Source organism: Spirulina subsalsa FACHB-351 (assembly GCF_026130165.1).
In the GTDB taxonomy this organism is placed as follows: domain Bacteria; phylum Cyanobacteriota; class Cyanobacteriia; order Cyanobacteriales; family Spirulinaceae; genus Spirulina_A; species Spirulina_A subsalsa_A.
On sequence record NZ_JAIHOM010000039.1, the window covers coordinates 1 to 17,367 of the forward strand.

Annotated in this window: 16 protein-coding genes and 2 tRNA genes; 13 read left to right on the plus strand and 5 right to left on the minus strand. The window is 49.3% G+C overall.

Annotated elements, in window-relative coordinates; genetic code table 11:
• Positions 1–217 precede the first annotated feature (217 nt).
• From petP to thrB, 4 genes are read left to right on the plus strand one after another with little or no spacing between them, the layout of a single operon-like run.
• On the plus strand, positions 218–415 hold the full coding sequence (gene petP / locus K4A83_RS09640) for a cytochrome b6f subunit PetP (RefSeq protein WP_265264292.1): 198 nt from the start codon (positions 218–220) through the stop codon (positions 413–415).
• Between the two features lie 3 nt (positions 416–418).
• Positions 419–1,516 carry a Get3/ArsA fold putative tail anchor-mediating ATPase NosAFP gene (locus K4A83_RS09645; RefSeq protein ID WP_265264293.1) on the plus strand — a complete coding sequence of 366 codons (1,098 nt, stop codon included), beginning with the start codon at positions 419–421 and terminating at the stop codon, positions 1,514–1,516.
• A 23-nt stretch (positions 1,517–1,539) separates the two neighbouring features.
• On the plus strand, positions 1,540–2,514 hold the full coding sequence (gene chlG, locus K4A83_RS09650; RefSeq protein ID WP_265264294.1) for a chlorophyll synthase ChlG: 975 nt from the start codon (positions 1,540–1,542) through the stop codon (positions 2,512–2,514).
• Between the two features lie 22 nt (positions 2,515–2,536).
• Positions 2,537–3,472 (plus strand): homoserine kinase, encoded by a 936-nt coding sequence (gene thrB / locus K4A83_RS09655; RefSeq protein WP_265264295.1) that lies wholly within the window; start codon positions 2,537–2,539, stop codon positions 3,470–3,472.
• Positions 3,473–3,704: 232 nt separating this feature from the next.
• Here the strand turns inward: thrB and K4A83_RS09660 are convergent.
• Positions 3,705–3,777, minus strand: a tRNA-Arg gene (locus K4A83_RS09660).
• A 400-nt stretch (positions 3,778–4,177) separates the two neighbouring features.
• On the opposite strand from K4A83_RS09660, the gene K4A83_RS09665 reads away from it, so the two are divergent.
• From K4A83_RS09665 to K4A83_RS09690, 6 genes are all read left to right on the plus strand, one after another.
• Positions 4,178–4,840 carry an Npun_F0813 family protein gene (locus tag K4A83_RS09665; RefSeq protein ID WP_265264296.1) on the plus strand — a complete coding sequence of 221 codons (663 nt, stop codon included), beginning with the start codon at positions 4,178–4,180 and terminating at the stop codon, positions 4,838–4,840.
• 279 nt (positions 4,841–5,119) lie between these two features.
• Entirely contained in the window at positions 5,120–6,076 is a 957-nt protein-coding gene (locus tag K4A83_RS09670; protein ID WP_265264297.1) for a hypothetical protein, read from the plus strand.
• Positions 6,073–7,128: a helix-turn-helix domain-containing protein gene (locus K4A83_RS09675; protein WP_265264298.1), complete on the plus strand. Its 1,056-nt coding sequence runs from the start codon at positions 6,073–6,075 to the stop codon at positions 7,126–7,128. The genes K4A83_RS09670 and K4A83_RS09675 overlap by 4 nt, the downstream gene beginning before the upstream one ends.
• A gap of 357 nt (positions 7,129–7,485) precedes the next feature.
• On the plus strand, positions 7,486–7,911 hold the full coding sequence (locus tag K4A83_RS09680; protein ID WP_265264299.1) for a hypothetical protein: 426 nt from the start codon (positions 7,486–7,488) through the stop codon (positions 7,909–7,911).
• 79 nt (positions 7,912–7,990) lie between these two features.
• A complete protein-coding gene (gene bioU, locus K4A83_RS09685; protein ID WP_265264300.1) occupies positions 7,991–8,986 on the plus strand; it encodes a (S)-8-amino-7-oxononanoate synthase BioU in 996 nt (331 codons plus the stop codon).
• A 155-nt stretch (positions 8,987–9,141) separates the two neighbouring features.
• Complete coding sequence (locus K4A83_RS09690; RefSeq protein ID WP_265264301.1) at positions 9,142–9,795, plus strand: class I SAM-dependent methyltransferase; 654 nt, start codon at positions 9,142–9,144, stop codon at positions 9,793–9,795.
• A 103-nt stretch (positions 9,796–9,898) separates the two neighbouring features.
• On the opposite strand, the gene K4A83_RS09695 is transcribed toward K4A83_RS09690, so the two are convergent.
• The 3 genes from K4A83_RS09695 to murA all read right to left on the minus strand — a co-directional run bounded on the left by K4A83_RS09695 (position 9,899) and on the right by murA (position 14,222).
• Positions 9,899–11,668: a S8 family peptidase gene (locus K4A83_RS09695; protein ID WP_265264302.1), complete on the minus strand. Its 1,770-nt coding sequence runs from the start codon at positions 11,666–11,668 to the stop codon at positions 9,899–9,901.
• 127 nt (positions 11,669–11,795) lie between these two features.
• Complete coding sequence (locus K4A83_RS09700) at positions 11,796–12,038, minus strand: acetyltransferase (RefSeq protein WP_265264303.1); 243 nt, start codon at positions 12,036–12,038, stop codon at positions 11,796–11,798.
• Between the two features lie 852 nt (positions 12,039–12,890).
• On the minus strand, positions 12,891–14,222 hold the full coding sequence (murA, locus tag K4A83_RS09705; RefSeq protein ID WP_265264304.1) for a UDP-N-acetylglucosamine 1-carboxyvinyltransferase: 1,332 nt from the start codon (positions 14,220–14,222) through the stop codon (positions 12,891–12,893).
• A gap of 214 nt (positions 14,223–14,436) precedes the next feature.
• On the opposite strand from murA, the gene K4A83_RS09710 reads away from it, so the two are divergent.
• Both K4A83_RS09710 and K4A83_RS09715 read left to right on the plus strand, forming a co-directional pair.
• A tRNA-Leu gene (locus tag K4A83_RS09710) sits at positions 14,437–14,521 on the plus strand.
• Positions 14,522–14,573: 52 nt separating this feature from the next.
• Positions 14,574–15,383, plus strand: a complete 810-nt coding sequence (locus K4A83_RS09715; RefSeq protein ID WP_407809984.1) for a TrmH family RNA methyltransferase — start codon at positions 14,574–14,576, stop codon at positions 15,381–15,383.
• Here the strand turns inward: K4A83_RS09715 and K4A83_RS09720 are convergent.
• A complete protein-coding gene (locus K4A83_RS09720) occupies positions 15,359–15,556 on the minus strand; it encodes a hypothetical protein (protein ID WP_265264306.1) in 198 nt (65 codons plus the stop codon). The two genes, K4A83_RS09715 and K4A83_RS09720, sit on opposite strands and share 25 nt — an antisense overlap.
• Before the next feature lie 278 nt (positions 15,557–15,834).
• Between K4A83_RS09720 and lpdA the strand changes: the two genes are divergently transcribed.
• Positions 15,835–17,262, plus strand: coding sequence for a dihydrolipoyl dehydrogenase (gene lpdA / locus K4A83_RS09725; RefSeq protein WP_265264307.1), 1,428 nt, complete (start codon positions 15,835–15,837; stop codon positions 17,260–17,262).
• Positions 17,263–17,367 lie beyond the last annotated feature (105 nt).

A 17,367-nucleotide genomic window follows, 5' to 3' on the forward strand; every position in this document is an offset into this window, starting at 1 on the left:
TCCTCCCCTTCTCCCCCACTCCCCCACTCCCCTGCTCCCGGAGTTATTCAGCAAGCCCTACCTCTTTTTTCAGGGTCTTAGACTTCTCTGTGCCTTGTCTAGTCAGCTTTCTGGCTCTTCTCAGCCAGTCTTAATGAGTCGGGCCATCCTGATGAATCCCGCAGTTTGCTAAACTGTGTAATGGTCTAATTACACAACAATTGGAATTGGAGTAGGAATGGAAATCGGAACAAAGGTACAAGTTTGCCGACTCAGAGATCGGGTTGCTAAAGACATTGCCGATAAATTGGGAAAAACTGGGGTGGTCGAAGGCTATAAAATGACCGATGGGAATGGGGTCGGGGCTGTAGTGAAATTTGACGATCAAAGTTCAAGCTGGTTTTTTGAAGACGAACTGCGAGCAATTGAAAACTAAGGCATGGCTCAAGTTTTAACATTTTTAGGCAAAGGGGGCAGTGGTCGCAGTACAGTGGCGATCGCCGCCGCCAAAAAACTCTCCGGCGAAGGGGTGCGGGTGCTATTGGTATCCAGCGATCCTAGCCCCGCCTTTGGTTTGATATTAGGGGTCAACCTAGAAGGGGATCCCCTGAACATTGGCGCGAACCTTTGGGCCGTTCAATTACAAGCCACCCACCTAATCGAGAAGGCCTGGGAAGAGGTGAAGCAACTAGAAGCCAAATATTTGCGATCGCCCACCTTAAAAAACGTCTACGGTCAAGAATTAAGCATATTCCCCGGCATGGATACCGCCCTGTATCTCAACGCCATCCGGGAATATAACACCAGTGGTCAATATGATGTCATTATTTATGATGGCTCCGGCGACTTAACCACCCTGCGGATGTTGGGCATCCCCGAAAACGCCAGTTGGTATTTTCGCCGCTTCCGCCAAGTCTTCCGCGAGTCCGACTTTGGCAAAGCCCTGTCCCCCTTCGTCCAGCCCGTCAGCGCGGCATTATTTAACGTCAGTTGGTCCTTTGATGACTTTGCCGAACAACCCACCCAAGAAGTGACCTCCTTATTGGACCAGGGGAAAGCCGCTCTGACCGACCCTAAACAGGTTTTAGCCTATTTAGTCACAACGGAACAAGCCAGTGCGATCGCCCAAGCCCAATACCTTTGGGGAAGCGCCCAACAGGTCGGACTCTCCGTCGGCGGCGTGATTGCCAACACAGGCGGTAATAGCGGAGACTTAGCCTCCCAATTTGCCCCTTTAACCGTCACCCCCCTGCCCCGAACCACCGGGGATGATTGGCAAACCCTCATGGAGGCCTTGCCCTCCCTACAAAATCCCGCCAACATCCCCCAACCCATCACCATTGACGTATCAGCCCGTCAAGTGCGGGTTTTTCTCCCCGGATTTGACAAAAAACAAGTCAAACTGACCCAATACGGGCCAGAAATTACCATTGAAGCCGGGGATCAACGGCGAAATATCACCCTTCCCCATCCCCTAACCGGATGTCCCGTCAAAGGGGCTAAATTTCAAGATTCTTATCTCGTGATTTCGGTGTAAAACCTTTATCTACTGCTCCTGTCATGACGAACAACGAAGTCCAAACCGACACAGGTTCTAAAACCCGGCAACTCCTCGGCATGAAAGGGGCTGCATCCGGAGAAACCAACATCTGGAAAATCCGCTTGCAGTTAATGAAACCCATCACTTGGATTCCCCTCATTTGGGGAGTCGTTTGTGGTGCAGCCTCCTCTGGGGGGTATGTTTGGGGACTAGAAGACCTGTTAAAAGCCTTTACCTGTATGTTACTCTCAGGCCCGTTAATGGCAGGTTATACCCAAACCCTCAATGATTTCTATGACCGGGAAATCGATGCCATTAATGAACCCTATCGTCCCATTCCATCAGGGGCAATTTCTGTCCCCCAAGTGGTGACACAGATTTTAGTCCTACTCTTGAGTGGATTAGGGATTAGCTATCTGTTGGATCTCTGGGCGGGTCATGAATTCCCCTCCATGCTTTGTTTAACCCTATTGGGGGCATTTTTAGCTTATATTTACTCCGCCCCGCCCTTGAAGTTAAAACAAAATGGCTGGCTGGGGAACTACGCCCTCGGGTCGAGTTATATCGCCCTGCCTTGGTGTGCAGGTCATGCCCTCTTCGGCCAACTGAACTGGACCATCGTCTGGTTAACCTTGTTTTATAGTTTGGCCGGCCTAGGGATTGCCGTAGTAAACGACTTCAAAAGCGTAGAAGGCGATCGCCAACTGGGGTTAAAATCCCTCCCCGTCATGTTTGGCGTAGGAACAGCCGCTTGGATTTGTGTCCTAATGATCGACCTCTTTCAAGGAGGCGTAGCCCTGTATTTGATCACCATTGGTCAAAACCTTTACGCCACCATTCTCCTCCTGTTGGTCATTCCCCAAATCACCTTCCAAGATATGTACTTTTTGCGTGACCCCCTAAAAAATGACGTGAAATATCAGGCCAGCGCTCAACCCTTCCTCGTTTTAGGAATGTTGGTCGTAGGACTGGCATTAGGTCACTCCACGCTTTAACGATTCACCCCCCCTATCCTCTATGCCACTCATTGCTTTTGCAACGGTTCCTGCAACAACGGCCAACTTGGGACCCGGTTTCGACTGTATTGGCGCTGCTTTAACTTTGTACAATCAATTTGATTTTGTCCTGGGCAGTGAATTTTCCTCAGACCCTTTGAAAATTAAGGTCGTGGGTTCTCAGTCCAGTCAAGTCAGCACCGATAGCAGCAATTTGGTCTATCAAGCCTTTGCCAAATTTTACGAACAGTTGAAACAAAGCCCGCCCCCGGTGGAAATTACCGTCAAATTAGGCGTTCCCTTGGCGCGGGGCTTAGGCAGTTCTGCCACCGCAATTGTGGCTGGATTATTGGGGGCGAATCAACTCGCCGGGACTCCCCTGAGTACCCGAGACATTATTGAATTAGCGATCGCCATGGAAGGCCATCCCGATAACGTCGTCCCCGCCATCCAAGGAGGCTGTCGTCTCTCCGCCCGCCAAGAAGATGGACAATGGCAAATCTGTGAAATTGCTTGGCACAACACCATCCTCCCCGTAGTCGCCGTCCCCAACTTCACCCTCTCCACCGAAGAGGCCCGTTCCGTCTTACCCCTAGAAGTGAGTCGCCGCGATGCCATTTTTAACGTCTCCCATTTTGGGCTATTAATTAAAGGCCTCGAACGGGGCCGGGGGGATTGGCTCAAAACCGCCCTGAAAGACCGCATCCATCAACCCTACCGCCAGTTTCTCATCCCCGGCTATCAAGTGGTTGAAGAAGCTGCCCTAGCCGCCGGAGCCTACGGCCTGGTAATTAGTGGAGCCGGCCCCACCCTCCTCGCCCTCGCCGACGCACAACAAGCCAAAGCCGTCGCTACAGCCATGACTGAGGCTTGGAATTCCCAAGGCATCCCCGCTCAATCTCGGGTCTTAGCTTTAGATGCCCAAGGCGCTAGAAGTAGCCGAGAAATGCGCCGTTGAACAGGATTGACATGGCCTGTGAACTGGGCAATAGGGGGTTTAGGGGATTTGAGCATTAAGAATTAATTGTTAATTAGGGTCTGCTGAATAAGCCCAACGCTAGACTCAACAAGGGAATAGGTAATAGGTAATAGATAATTGTTCCCCCGCTCCCCTGCCCCCCTGCTCCCCCGCTCCCCTGCTCCCAACTCCCCGAGTTATTCAGCAAGCCCTAATTATTCCCCATCAAAAACGTCCCCGACAGGGCTCGAACCTGTAACCCACTGCTTAGAAGGCAGTTGCTCTATCCGTTGAGCTACGGGGACTCAGTGAAGCTTAACCATGATAGCACACATTGACTAGGACGGCCGCCCCCCGCTTGGTTCGCCGAGACAACCGGAGGAAGCACCAGGAAAAAGCTTAGGATGCTTCAATGCGTAGATGTTTTTGTTCTTACTGACGGTCTGATTGTAGCATAAAGACACGGGGACTGAAGTCCCCCGAGTCGCTTTCCTCTCAGGGCTAAAGCCTCTGAGTTTCCCGCTCACCGCTATATTTGTTATGAAGACTCAGGATAAACTAAGATAGCGGTTAGGGTTGGGGAAATGAGAAATCAGCAAAGGGACTAGAAGGCGGTTAGTTGTCTGTCTAGTCCAAGCTAAATCTCTCGTTGATCCCCCCCTAGGAACGCCCATTCCGGCCTGTCAGGAGTCACTTACTCATACTATGTTTATTCTCAAACGGCAGGATGTTGAACTCTCTAGCATTCAGCACCCCAAGCGAGATCAAAAAATCCCCATTTTAAAATATCAAGATCAGACCTTTCGCTTGATCAGGGTTTTTTCTGCGGAACAGGCCGATGAAGCGATTAGTTTTTGGAAGGATCTGACCGACAATCAGGGGAAATTTTGCGTCTTACTGCAAGAAAGCGATCGCCATAGTGTTTGGGGACGAGTTCAACTCGATCAGCTACTGGCAGAAGGAGCCACCTTAGAGGTGGTACCCGATAGTTACACTCAAGCTTGTTTATTAATTTTGCAGGCGGTTTATTTTGATATTGAGGAACTCCTCGGGACGAGACAAGCGAAATTATTCCAAAAAGATTTAGCCGGAGCCTTAGATGGTCGGCAATTACCCCAAGCCAATTCAGAAAAGGCGATCGCCGCACTCCTCGAATGTGACCCCCTCAACACCAATCAACTCCCCCACTGGGAGTCCCAGCATTTGATTTTTATCCTGCAAGCCGTTCATGGACTGGGCAAAGCCTACTTCGGGAACACCAACTTTGCCCAGGAAGTAGAAGATATCCTACAAGACCTCCCCGAGGGAGAATGTCAACAGTTCGTCACCTGGTTAAAACAATCTCCCATTGGCAAAGATTGGGGCTAAAGATACAGCACCCCCCCAAAAAAACCAAAACCAAGCTCCGTTAGAATCGAGGTCGCTTGTGTCCAGAAAACCTCTAGAATAGAAAGATGAAAATAGGCATAATTTAGTCTAAACCCAGTTGAGTGGGCTAAATTCCCCACCCGTTTGTTACGTCTGGGCGAGTTAACCAGACCTGCACCCCAAACACTGGGGAAGAGCAAGAGGGAGCAATCCCGAGGTCACAGGTTGACTCTTGTGCGAACAAGAGTTAAGAGGAATAAAGTGCTAAGAGGAAGAGCTATGAGTAGCCCTGTAGAAAATACAGCAGAGTCAGAATCTTGGGTTAAAGGGCAAACCGTTATTTATGGGGGCATTACTTGGGGCGTTTTATCACTCGCCCTGTTTCTCAGTGGGATATTCCTACCAGACCTTGAAGATTCTATGGTTTACCTAGTAGGAACTTATATCGCCGAATATGTCCCCTTTATTGCGGGTGTAGCCTTGTGTTATCGAAACTGGCGCAGCCCAAAAATTGCCAGTGGTCGCAATGTTTGGCTAGGCATTGGACTCGGAATTTTATCTTATTTTATTGCCGACTTAATCTTTGGCATTTGGGAAATTTACTGGGGTTTAGATCCAGAAATTTCCCCAGCCGATTTATTTTATATTGCGTTCTACCTCTGTGTGGGGGGGGGAATGGTGCTGGCTGTATTTTCGAGACGCTTAAACTTGGAAGTGTGGCAATGGGTGACCTTATCGATCATTGCGATCGCCGGAAGCGCCCTAGCCATCTGGATTGCCCTAGCCGAACCCGTAGCCTCCGCCGAGATTCTTTCCTCCCCTGTCACCTCCGATCTGGCCACCGAAGAAGGTTTAACCCGCATTCCCCCCGAATGGTTAATGTCCTTGCAAGACTTCCTCTTGCAATTTTCTAAACCCGTAAACTTCTTCTATATCATTTGTGACGTAGCCCTGCTGATTGTTGCCGCCATGCTCCTGTTAGCCTTTTGGGGCGGGACTTTTTCTCAATCATGGCGCATGATTGCCGCCGCCGCCTTCGCCAAGTATTTGGCCGATATGTGGTTTAAGTATGCAGCTACTTTACCCACAGAATACGCCAGTGGTGGTTTTCTTGAAGTATTCTTTGTTTTTAGTGGCATCTTATTTGCCATTGGTGCTGCTCTAGAATATGACATTTCCAGTCGCCCTCGGAAAAGTCGGCGCAGACGGGCTAACAGTAGCGGTGAAGTAGCATGAGTCCTAGAAAATTAACTGAATCCGATAAACAAGAAATCCTGACCCTGTACCGAATGCCCCAAGAAACAACCTCGACCTTGGCGGATCGGTTTCAGGTCAGTAGTTCCACCATTAGCCGCTTTCTCAAGAGCAACCTAGCAGAAGACGAGTATGAAGACTTGATTCAACAGAAGCGTTTGAGTCGAACGCCAACGGGAGCCGCCCAAGTCATGAGTTTATATGAACAACAACAAGATCCCGAGGAGTCGGAAAACGAAGATCACCCGGAAACGGAGGCCATCCCAACCCCTTCCGGCAATCTGACCTTGAGACTCAAAGAGGAACTAGACTCCAACCTGACAGAGGAAACGGACAAACCCTTGCGATCGCGCCCAATCCTCACCAGAAGCAAAACCGAGAGTCCATCAGATCGTCCATCCGAGTCCCAACCTCATCAGTTAGAGTTACTCTCAGAGCGTCCCTTAGAAAGTGACTTTGAGCTAATCCCCTCGGAATCCGCCGACCAACGGAAACCTAAACCCATCCCCAAAAAGAAAATAACTGTCGGTTCCCTCGTCTCAGGAGAAGACTACTTTGAACTCGACGACGACGAAAACGACGTTCACACCCTAGAAGAAATGCTCGGGGAAGATATCGGCGATCTCGATGATGAGGATGAGGATCTCGACGACTATGACGAGGATGACTGGGACGAAGACGACGACGAACCCACGATTCCCCATACTCACGGCGATAAGGTTAACGTCCTTCCCCTATCCGAGGCCGCTTTCCCCAGAACTTGTTACCTCGTCATTGACCGCTCCGGGGAATTAATCACCCGTCCTTTAGAAGAATTTCGGGACTTGGGAAATATTCCTCTTGATGAAGTGCAACAGGAAACCCTGCCTGTCTTTGATAATCACCGGGTCGCGAGACGATTTTCTAAGCGTTCTCAACGGGTGATTAAAGTCCCCGATGGCAGTTTATTCCAAAAAACCCAACCCCATTTACAGGCTAAGGGGATCACACGCTTGTTACTGGATGGTCAAGTCTATTCTTTGGGCTTAAATTGACCATCGCTAGACTGCAAGGGGACTGGGACTCTACTCAGTTAAGCATGAAAGTCCTCTGGTCAAAGTCAGGGAATCGGCAATCGGGAACAATTATCAATTATCAATACTCAATATCGGGGTCAATCTCTGATTGGCTAGACCAGAGTCTCTGAGGAAATAATCCACTCGCCTTTAGGCAGTGAAGTGTCAATCTAAGGGGGATTAGATTTCCCCCTCAAACAAACCCCACGCACCCTCGACAATTCCGAATGGGATGGGTAAGATGCTTGGAAAGCAAGAATCAAGGTGGAAGGATTGCGCTACAACTAGAGATAAACAAAAAAGCTCCTGAGAAACCCGAAAACAAGGAAGGTGAAAGTGAACGCATCTGAACAAGCGACTAGCTTAACCGTGGCCAGTAAAATTGCTGCCATTGTCAACCTGTTTAAAAGTCAATTTCCCGATGCTAAAGCCGATCTCAAACCTTGGCACAGTGACCCAGACACCCAAGAATGGGTAGACCCGGACTCCATTGATATTGGATTCCATCTTCCCGGATGGAGTCCCCGCTTTCAGGGTCGCAGTATTTTAGTCCAAATTCGGTTTCATCAAGACCCCATTGAACACTCTTACCGTTTGATTGGAGTTGAAACGGCAGCCTTTAATCATCAAGGGCAAGCTTGGCGCTTATCAACGGTGGACAATTGGCAATTTGTCGGTCAGGCACTGCCTTCTCCGGATGTGGCAGATAAGCTGAAACAGTTTTGTCGTCAGGTGTTGGAGCTATGGAATAATGTCACTTGAGGGGAGATATTTATTTTAAGGTTAAGACGTGACCCGGAAAAGCAGATAATAGAAATCTGTTCAGATGGAGAAAGTCAGCATGAACCCAGTGCAAGGGAAAATCCGAGTCGGCGTTTTAGGATTTGGAGGATTAGGGCAAGCAGCCGCTACAATCTTAGCCCAGAAACAAGAAATGGAATGGGTGGCGGTTGCCGACCACAAAGGCTATGCTTACAATCCGGCAGGTTTAGACCCCCAAGCCTGTCGTGCCGTCTATCAAAGCCAAGGCACTGTAGGCTATTTAGAACCTTATGGCACTCTCAGCCACCAGAGTATTCAAGATTTACTGGAAAAGGCCGAAGTGGATGGTTATTTCTTAGCGTTACCCAATTTACCCAACACATTTATGGCTTCAGTCGCCCAGCAGTTTATTCAATCGGGGTGGCGAGGGGTGTTAGTCGATGCGCTCAAACGCACCAGCGCGGTGGAACAACTCCTCACGCTACGGGAAGATTTAAAAGGGGCAGGAATCACCTATTTAACGGGCTGTGGCGCTACTCCGGGTTTATTAACGGCAGCCGCGACCTTAGCCGCCCAAAGTTATAGCGAAATCCACAGCGTTAAAATTACCTTTGGGGTAGGGATTGCCAACTGGGAGGCTTACCGGGCCACGATTCGGGAAGATATTGCCCATTTACCGGGGTATAGTGTGGAGAAAGCCCAGGCTATGAGTGATCAAGAGGTGGCGGAGTTGTTGGACCAAACCAATGGCATTCTCGCCTTAGAGAATATGGAACACGCCGATGATATTATGTTGGAGTTGGCGGGAATTTGCGATCGCCATCAAGTCACTGTGGGCGGTGTAGTCGATACCCGCAACCCCAAAAAACCCCTAAGTACCAATGTTCAGGTAACAGGGCGCACCTTTGAGGGCAAAATCTCCACCCATACCTTTACACTGGGAGATGAAACTAGCATGGCAGCCAATGTCTGCGGCCCCGCCTTTGGTTATCTCAAGGCAGGGATTAAGTTCCATCGTCAGGGTTTCTATGGTTTACTCACAGCAGCTGATCTCATGCCTCAGTTTGTGCGTTAATCAGTCACAGATATAACCGTAGGGTGCGTCAGGCATAAAGTCACTTCTCCTAAACCAAAGTCATGGGGTCTGACCCGCCCTACAAACTGATTACTGATTACTGATTACTAATTTCACGCTATACCTTTAGCTGCATTTGAGGGGCAACAATTTACATGGAAAACACCGGGGTTTGTCTTAATATTGGTTGTGGTTTAGTCGTAGCTGAAGGTTGGCAAAATCTCGACGCTTCCCCCAGTCTGAGAATTAAAAAAATCCCCCTCATTGGTCAACCTTTAACCAAATTGCTTAAATCTCCCGATTGGCCCGATGAAGTGATTTATGGCAATATTATCCAAGGTCTAAATATCCCTAAAAACAGTTGTGATTTGATCTATGCTTCCCATGTCTTAGAACACCTCACCTTATTAGATTTTGCCCTAGCAATGGATCATATTCATTCTTATCTTAAACCCGGTGGGATTTTTCGGGCAATTGTACCAAATATAGAGCAACTTGTCAATATTTATATTAAACAGAAAAAAGACCCAAACCTAGCACCCCAAGCAGCATTTAACCTAATGCAGGATTCATTAATGGGGCATACAGGCACCCGGAAAAATATGCTAGTTCGCTGCCGAGAAATATTTTCTAACTATCGCCATCAATGGATGTGGGATTCCGATTCTTTAAGTGCTGCTTTCGTCAAACATGGCTTTAAAAACGTGCAGGTTCGCCAGTATGGCGAATGGTCAGATTCCCGTTTTGCGCAAGTAGAACATCCCGAAAGTTTTCTAGATGGGATTTGTGTGGAAGGGACAAAACAGTAATCAGTAAGCCCCGGCTATTTTATTCAAAAACCCGGTTTCTCGTGTAATCGGACAGTTTTTCGCCCATCCTCACCAGAAACCGGGTTGCTAGAATCCTTATACTTCAAACTTCTAAGGGGTGTTTCTGACTAGCTAACTTCGCCAAGGCAAAACACAACAAGGCATTAAGGCCTAAAAAGCCTTGAGCCAACAAACCGGCCCCCAATCCCCACACTTGAGGATTGACAAACATACTCACCGCTAAACAGGAGGCCACCCCTAACGCACTGCCAATGGCGAACCATTTCCATTGAGGATGACCGAGGAATAAGGTAATTAAAATCCCCGGAATCAAGACACTAGCAAACAAGGGATTGAGCATGGTTCCCCCTTGAATCGCTGTTCCTAACTCAGGAATCGAACTCCCTAACACCCGGAAGGGGGCTTGAGGTAGGTCAAAGACGTAGAAACCGCGCAGGAAGAATAACCCTGAACTCCCAGCAATCAGTCCTCCGGTTAAGGACCAACTCCAAGCAAAGGGGAAATAGTTGCGTAACAGGAAGGCCAAGAGATAAGACCCAATGACCATGGCAATTTTTGGCAGCAGGGCAACGGCACCGCCATCAATCCAGAAGCGGGGGTTTAAGTAGCCGTTTTCTCGCAACCATCGGAAGAAGTCTTTAAAGGTAATTTGTCCTTTCGCCGCTAGTTGGACGGCTTTTCCGGCGTTGAGTTGTCCGGCTCCATAGTGATTAAAGGGGTCTTCTTCAACTTTTTGGGCGGACTCTTGCAGGATGCTGAATACTTCGGCTGGGTCACTGACTCCGGTGGCTTTGATTAAGGCCGCTACTCCAGCAACGTGGGGAGCGGCCATACTGGTGCCTTGATATTCAGCAAAGATGGCCTGATTGGTGCGAGGGTCGATGGTGTTTTGTAGAATTTTGCCGTTTTCACTGCCTCCGGGGGCGGCAATGTCTACTCCTGCACCAAAGTTAGAGTAAGGGGCTTTCAGACCCGCAGAATCAAGGGCAGAGACGCTAATCACATGGGGATAGCGGGCGGGATAGGAGGCGGAATTGCGACTTTCGTTTCCGGCGGCGGCGATGATGACTACACCTTTGTTATAGGCGTAGTTGACGGCATCTTGCATGAGTTTACTTTCTCCGGGACCGCCTAAACTCATGTTAATCACATCTGCCCCGTGGTCGGCGGCGAAGCGGATGCCTTCGGCGATGTCGGCGACGGTGCCACCCCCTTGGGCGCTGAGGACTTTAATGGGCATGATTTTGGCTTCGTAGGCGATGCCTGCTACGCCGTAGTTATTGTTGGTGGATTGGGCAATGGTTCCAGCAACGTGGGTGCCGTGTCCTACGTCGTCGGTGGCTTCAACGCGCTTGTTTACGAAGTCGTAGCCTTGGACGAATTTGGTGTCTTTTAGGTCGGGAACTTGGGTGACTCCGGTATCAATGACGGCGACGGTGACTCCTTTGCCTTTAGTTTCGGCCCAGGCTGTTTCTAGGTTGATGGCGCGGAAGTTCCACTGTTTGGCATAGTCGGGGTCGTTGGGAGTGAAAAAGCTGTGATAAATGTAGTTGGGTTCGATATATTCGGTGCTTTCTTGAATCCCTGCTTCTTTGAGGGTGGCGACGGTTTCTTTGTCGCCTTTGAGGATGTAAATGCGATCGCCCTTGGAAAACTCGCTGTTGAATTCTGGGGTTAGGTTATATTGTTTTGCGATCGCCTTGACCTGTTGTTCAACTTGTTCTTGGGGAATATCATTCCGGAAGTTTAAGATCAGGGAATCATATTCCCCCTGATTAGCTAAACCTTTAAACTGGGAGAGGGCAAACCCTAACCCAAGAATAAATAAGCAACATAGTAGAAAGTTTTTCATAAGCTCAATAGGAGAAGGAAAGACAACAGAATGGAAACAGCAAAAAGGAACAGATACTGTCTCGCTCTGTTCCTTCCACCATAACCCAAGTTTATGGGGTTCTGTTGAAATCGGCTTTTAACGCCATCTAACAGGTTTTCGCCACAGCACTCCCCGGACTCCGCACAATACGATAGTCGGGGTCAATCCAGCAAAGGGGCAGGGGTTCACCGGACGGAAAACGCAGATCCACTTTCGGATAAATTAAAGGATCTTGCATTTCTTCCCCGGCATGAGAACGTCCCATAATTTCGGGTAAGCAAGGATCAAAGAGGTCTTCAATCCGCATGACTTCGATTAGTTCGCGAGTGGGCTGATATTCTAAAAACATAATCCTCCCTCCCAATTCATTAGAACTGGGCAATTCTCAGAAATAGACGCTGCGCGATCTCTTGATCAACAACTCTTGATCAGAAATACTTTTTCAAAGTGACAATAGAAAAACAGTGGAGAGGGAATAGAAACGTGGTGTACTTGCTATTTGACCAACTTAGACCCCTTAAGCACTAACCCCCCATGTTATAGACGCTCAACAGACCAATCTCAGGGGTCTTCCATCCCCTCTGGCTCTCCACCTAGGGCTTGCTGAAAAAGCCCAACGCTAGACTCAACAAGGGAATAGGTAATAGGGAATAATTCTTAATTCCCCGATTCCCGATTCCCGACTCCCCGAGTTATTCAGCAAGCCCCACCTATAGATCGGTTTTTATGCTATTGGTTTTTTGGCTTTCCGATTGCAGTCGTTCCAGTTCAAGCCAAAGAAATCTCTTATCCCTACGCCGAGCCATGCCTCTAGCAGACTCCACAGCGCGGGGTTACAGCGCAGGGCAGTCGAAAGTCTCGCCCAGCAAAAGCCGAACCGACCTCTCCGGGTTTTCAATCTCTCCAGCTTTCTAATCTCTCCGAGTTTCCAACGATGAACTCCGTACAGATATGTTGAGACATTCCGTATATTTACTCTATCACAAGTACAAGGATTGAAGCACAAATATTAAGAAAATTGAACAATTGATGAGTAGACATCTCGTTTCCAAGCAACGTCCATGAAACCCACCCCACCTCGCCCAAGGCAGGTGGGGTTCGGGTGTCGCTATTTGGTTTAATGCCTCTAGAAAATCACCAAACCCAGCGTCTAGAGTGTGCTTACTTGACATTCCTCTAGACACGGCATTAATTGTTACTCTTAAGGGGAAACCCGTTGTACCTTCGCTCCTAACCCCTTCAACTTCGTCTCTAAATCATCATAGCCTCGGTCTAAGTGGTGTAGCCCTTGCACCAGCGTCTCCCCTTCTGCGGCCAAACCCGCCAACACTAGGGCCGCCGATGCGCGTAAATCCGTGGCCAACACAGGCGCACCGGAAAGGTGGGACACCCCGCGAATAATCGCGTTTTGCCCTTTGATGCGAATATCAGCCCCCATGCGGACTAATTCCGCCACATGACGCATCCGGTTCTCAAACACCGTTTCTGTCACTACACTATTCCCCTCCGCCAAGGTCAACAGGGCCATTAACTGGGCTTGCATATCTGTCGGGAAACCGGGATAGGGTAAGGTTTCAATATCTGTAGCGCGCAATTCTCCGGGAATAATCCGCAGACGATTGGGACCGTCGAGGACGATTTCTGAGCCAATATCTTTTAACTTGGCAATGACAGGGGTGAGGTGTTCGGGAATCACGGGAGAAATACTGATTTCTGAGTGGGTGATAGCCCCGGCCACCAAAAACGTTCCCGCTTCAATGCGGTCAGGGATAATGCCATAGTCTACGCTGTGTAAATTCGGCACCCCAACAATGGTGATGGTATTCGTGCCTGCGCCGCGAATTTTTGCCCCCATTGCCCGGCAGAAGTTGGCTAAATCTTCGACTTCCGGTTCTTGGGCGGCGTTTTCAATAATCGTCTCCCCATCTGCCAAGGTGGCGGCCATCAGGAGGGTTTCGGTTGCCCCGACACTAGGATAGTCGAGATAAATTTTCGCCCCCTTTAAACGCCCGCCACTGCCCCGGATATCAGCGTGAACGATGCCGTGTTCAATGTGAACTTCTGCGCCCATCGCTTGCAAACCCCGAACGTGGAGATCTACGGGTCTAGCGCCAATGGCACAGCCGCCGGGTAAGGGAACCCGGGCGGTACCTAAACGAGTTAGGAGGGGCCCAGTGACAAAAAAACTCGCTCTGAGTTGAGAAACGAGATCGTAGGGAGCTTTGGAGGTGGAGAGATGACTGGTATCAAGTTCTAGGGTGTCGTTATGCCTCTCTATTTTTACGCCCAAGGCCTCTAACACTTGTCGCATTTTGGCAATGTCGGCTAGGCTGGGAACATTGCGTAGGCGACAATGTTGGGGACAAAGCAACGCGCCGGCCATGATGGCGAGGACGGAGTTTTTCGCCCCGCTAATGTGAACATGACCGGACAAGGGATGTTTGCCCCAAATTCTGAGGGACTCTAACTCAGTGTCAGGTTTGGCTTCACTGGGTTTTGGGCTGATTAAAGGGTTAATGGCTTTATTCTCCACGATCAACAAAGGGTTTGTGACGATTTTTGAATTTTTGGTTCTGATTGTACCTGAAAGATGGAAAATGTCTAGTCTTTTGTAATTTTCCGGTTCTCTGTCAGATGCTGCATTATACTGGAAACCTTTAGTCAAAACGGAATATTTTTCTGAAAAAAAATATTCCCCCTTGACAAAAAAGGGGAGGAGTGCAATAATACAAAATTGCGTGATTAATGCGGAACTGGCGGAATTGGTAGACGCGCTAGATTCAGGTTCTAGTGGGAGTTTATCCTGTGCGAGTTCAAGTCTCGCGTTCCGCATGATGGAATTGAGTTCTGTAATTTGGCCTTGGGGTAGGGCAAAGGGGGAGCGTTGATTACCAGTTTGCAAAACCCTTTGATTAAACAGTTGCGGAAGTTACAGCAGAGTAAGTATCGTCGGCAAGAGAATTTGTGCCTGTTGGAGGGGACGAATTTGGTGGCGATGGCGAGTCAGGGGGGTTTACCCTTGGAGACGATCTGTTGTACGCCAATTTGGCAAGAACGCCATCCCCAATTGTGGTCAGTGTTGGAGCAAGGGACGGCGAGGCTGGAGGTGGTGAGTGATGAGGTATTGCGATCGCTCACGACAACTGTTAATCCTGATGGGGTGATTGCCACCTTACCCCGAGATCAGATCAGTCCCCCTCCCGTGGCCTTTCCCCGTTTAGGGGTAGTTTTAGAAACCTTGCAAGATCCCGGCAATTTAGGCACGATTATCCGCACAGCGGCCGCCATTCCCAGTGATGGTCTGTGGCTCAGTGGAGATAGTGTAGATTTCGATAATCCGAAAGTGTTGCGCGCTTCAGCCGGCTTTATTTTTCAAGTACCAATGGCCCGTTATGGAGATTTACCCCAACGGGTGAAAGCTTACCGACAACAAGGGGGACAGGTCATTGCCACTGTCCCCCAAGGGGATTTGTCCTACTGGGAAATCGATTTTCAAAAACACACCCTGTTATTATTTGGCAATGAAGCGGCCGGACTATCTCAGGACTTACTCGCACAAAGTGATTTACAAGTCACTATTCCCTTAGCGGTGGGGGTAGAATCGTTGAATGTTGCGATCGCCGCCGCTTTACTCCTCTACGAAGGGAAACGGCAAACCTGGCGCTCGTCTCAATCGTCCTCTTCCTTGAAATAGACCTCTAAATCTTCCCCAGCTTCCTCCCATAAGGCCTCATCAGCCAGAGAAAGGGACTCTTTAGGAGTAGGGGGGGGTTTAACCGATTTTTTAGGCTCCAGAATCTCTTTTAACTCTTCTAGGGATTGCTTAAAAGCCTGATCGGCATCATGACGAGGGTGATATTCATTCATTTTGCAACTTGGGGTTTGATCAACTACGGGCGTTCTTTGCTCTTCTTTAACTCTAGATCCTCTTCTCTTAACATTCCCAGTTTTAAACCTATTTTCCCGGATCTTTTGGCTGAAGACATGACAAAACCCAAAAGTGCAGGGTTTTATCTGCAATGTCGGGTGAAGACCCTCGGCTTGTATAATGGGAGGGTTAACAAAGTGTCATAAAAAGTCCCCAAATCACCAAGGGGGGAGACATAGATCCAAACCAACTCGCAAACAACACGGACAACGAGAAGATGAGTTTTGATTATGATTTGGTCATTATTGGGGCAGGTGTCGGAGGACATGGTGCAGCCTTACACGCGGTGCAGTGTGGCTTGAAGACGGCGATTATTGAAGCGGCCGAGATGGGTGGGACTTGTGTGAATCGGGGCTGTATTCCGTCGAAGGCCTTGTTAGCGGCATCAGGACGGGTGCGAGAGTTATCGGATCAGCAACATCTGGCGGCACTAGGTCTAACGGTGGGTGGTGTCGCTTTTGAACGAGGTGCGATCGCCGATCATGCCAATAATCTCGTCAGCAAAATTCGCGGCGACCTAACTAACAGCTTAAAGCGCCTCGGAGTCGATACCATTCAAGGTTGGGGGAAAGTGGCCGCCCCCCAAAAAGTCTCCGTTAAAACCGAAACGGGGGAAAAATTCATCACCGCCCGGGATATTCTACTGTCTACGGGATCGATTCCCTTTGTGCCGCCGGGCATTGAAATAGACGGCAAAACCGTATTCACCAGTGATCAGGCCGTGAAACTGGAAACCTTGCCCGATTGGATTGCTATTATCGGCAGTGGCTACATTGGTTTGGAATTCTCCGATATTTACTCGGCGCTAGGCTGTGAAATCACCATGATTGAAGCCTTAGATACCCTCATGCCCGGTTTTGACCCGGAAATTGCCAAGTTAGCGGAACGGATTTTAATTACCCCGCGAGATATTGAAACCTATAGTGGAACCTTGGCGAAAAAAGTCACCCCCGGCAGTCCAGTTGTGATTGAATTAGCCGACGCGAAGACCAAAGAACCTCTAGAAGTGTTAGAAGTGGATGCTTGTTTAGTGGCCACAGGACGCATTCCGGCGACCAAGAATCTAGGCTTAGAAAATGTGGGAGTCCAGCCCAATCGTCGGGGCTTTATTGAGGTGAATGATCAGATGGCTGTGGTGTTGGATGGTCAAGTCGTGCCGAATCTCTGGGCGATTGGGGACGCAACCGGAAAAATGATGCTCGCCCATGCGGCCTCAGCCCAAGGGGTGGTTTGTGTGGAAAATATCTGCGGCCGGGAAAAAACGGTGGATTATCGCAGTATTCCGGCGGCCGCCTTTACCCATCCTGAGATTAGCTATGTGGGCTTAACAGAGCCTCAAGCGCGGGAGTTAGGGGAAGCGGAAGGGTTTACTGTGGCGACGGCAAAAACCTATTTTAAGGGCAATTCCAAGGCCTTAGCGGAAGGGGAAACCGATGGGATCGCCAAGGTGGTCTATCGTCAGGATACGGGGGAACTGTTGGGGGTGCATATTCTTGGCCTCCACGCTTCGGATTTGATTCAAGAAGCCGCCAATGCGATCGCCCAACGCCAAGGGGTGCAAAATCTGGCGTTTAATGTCCATACTCACCCCACCCTCTCAGAAGTGCTGGATGAAGCCTTTAAGCGTGCTAAAGTAACAGCTTAAAGGGGACATGGGGGGGTCAAACCACCGGCCTATTCTCGGTCTGCTGATTCAGTATAAAACGCCAATCCGGGAAATCTCGGAGGAGAAGCCTACACTTCCCCGACA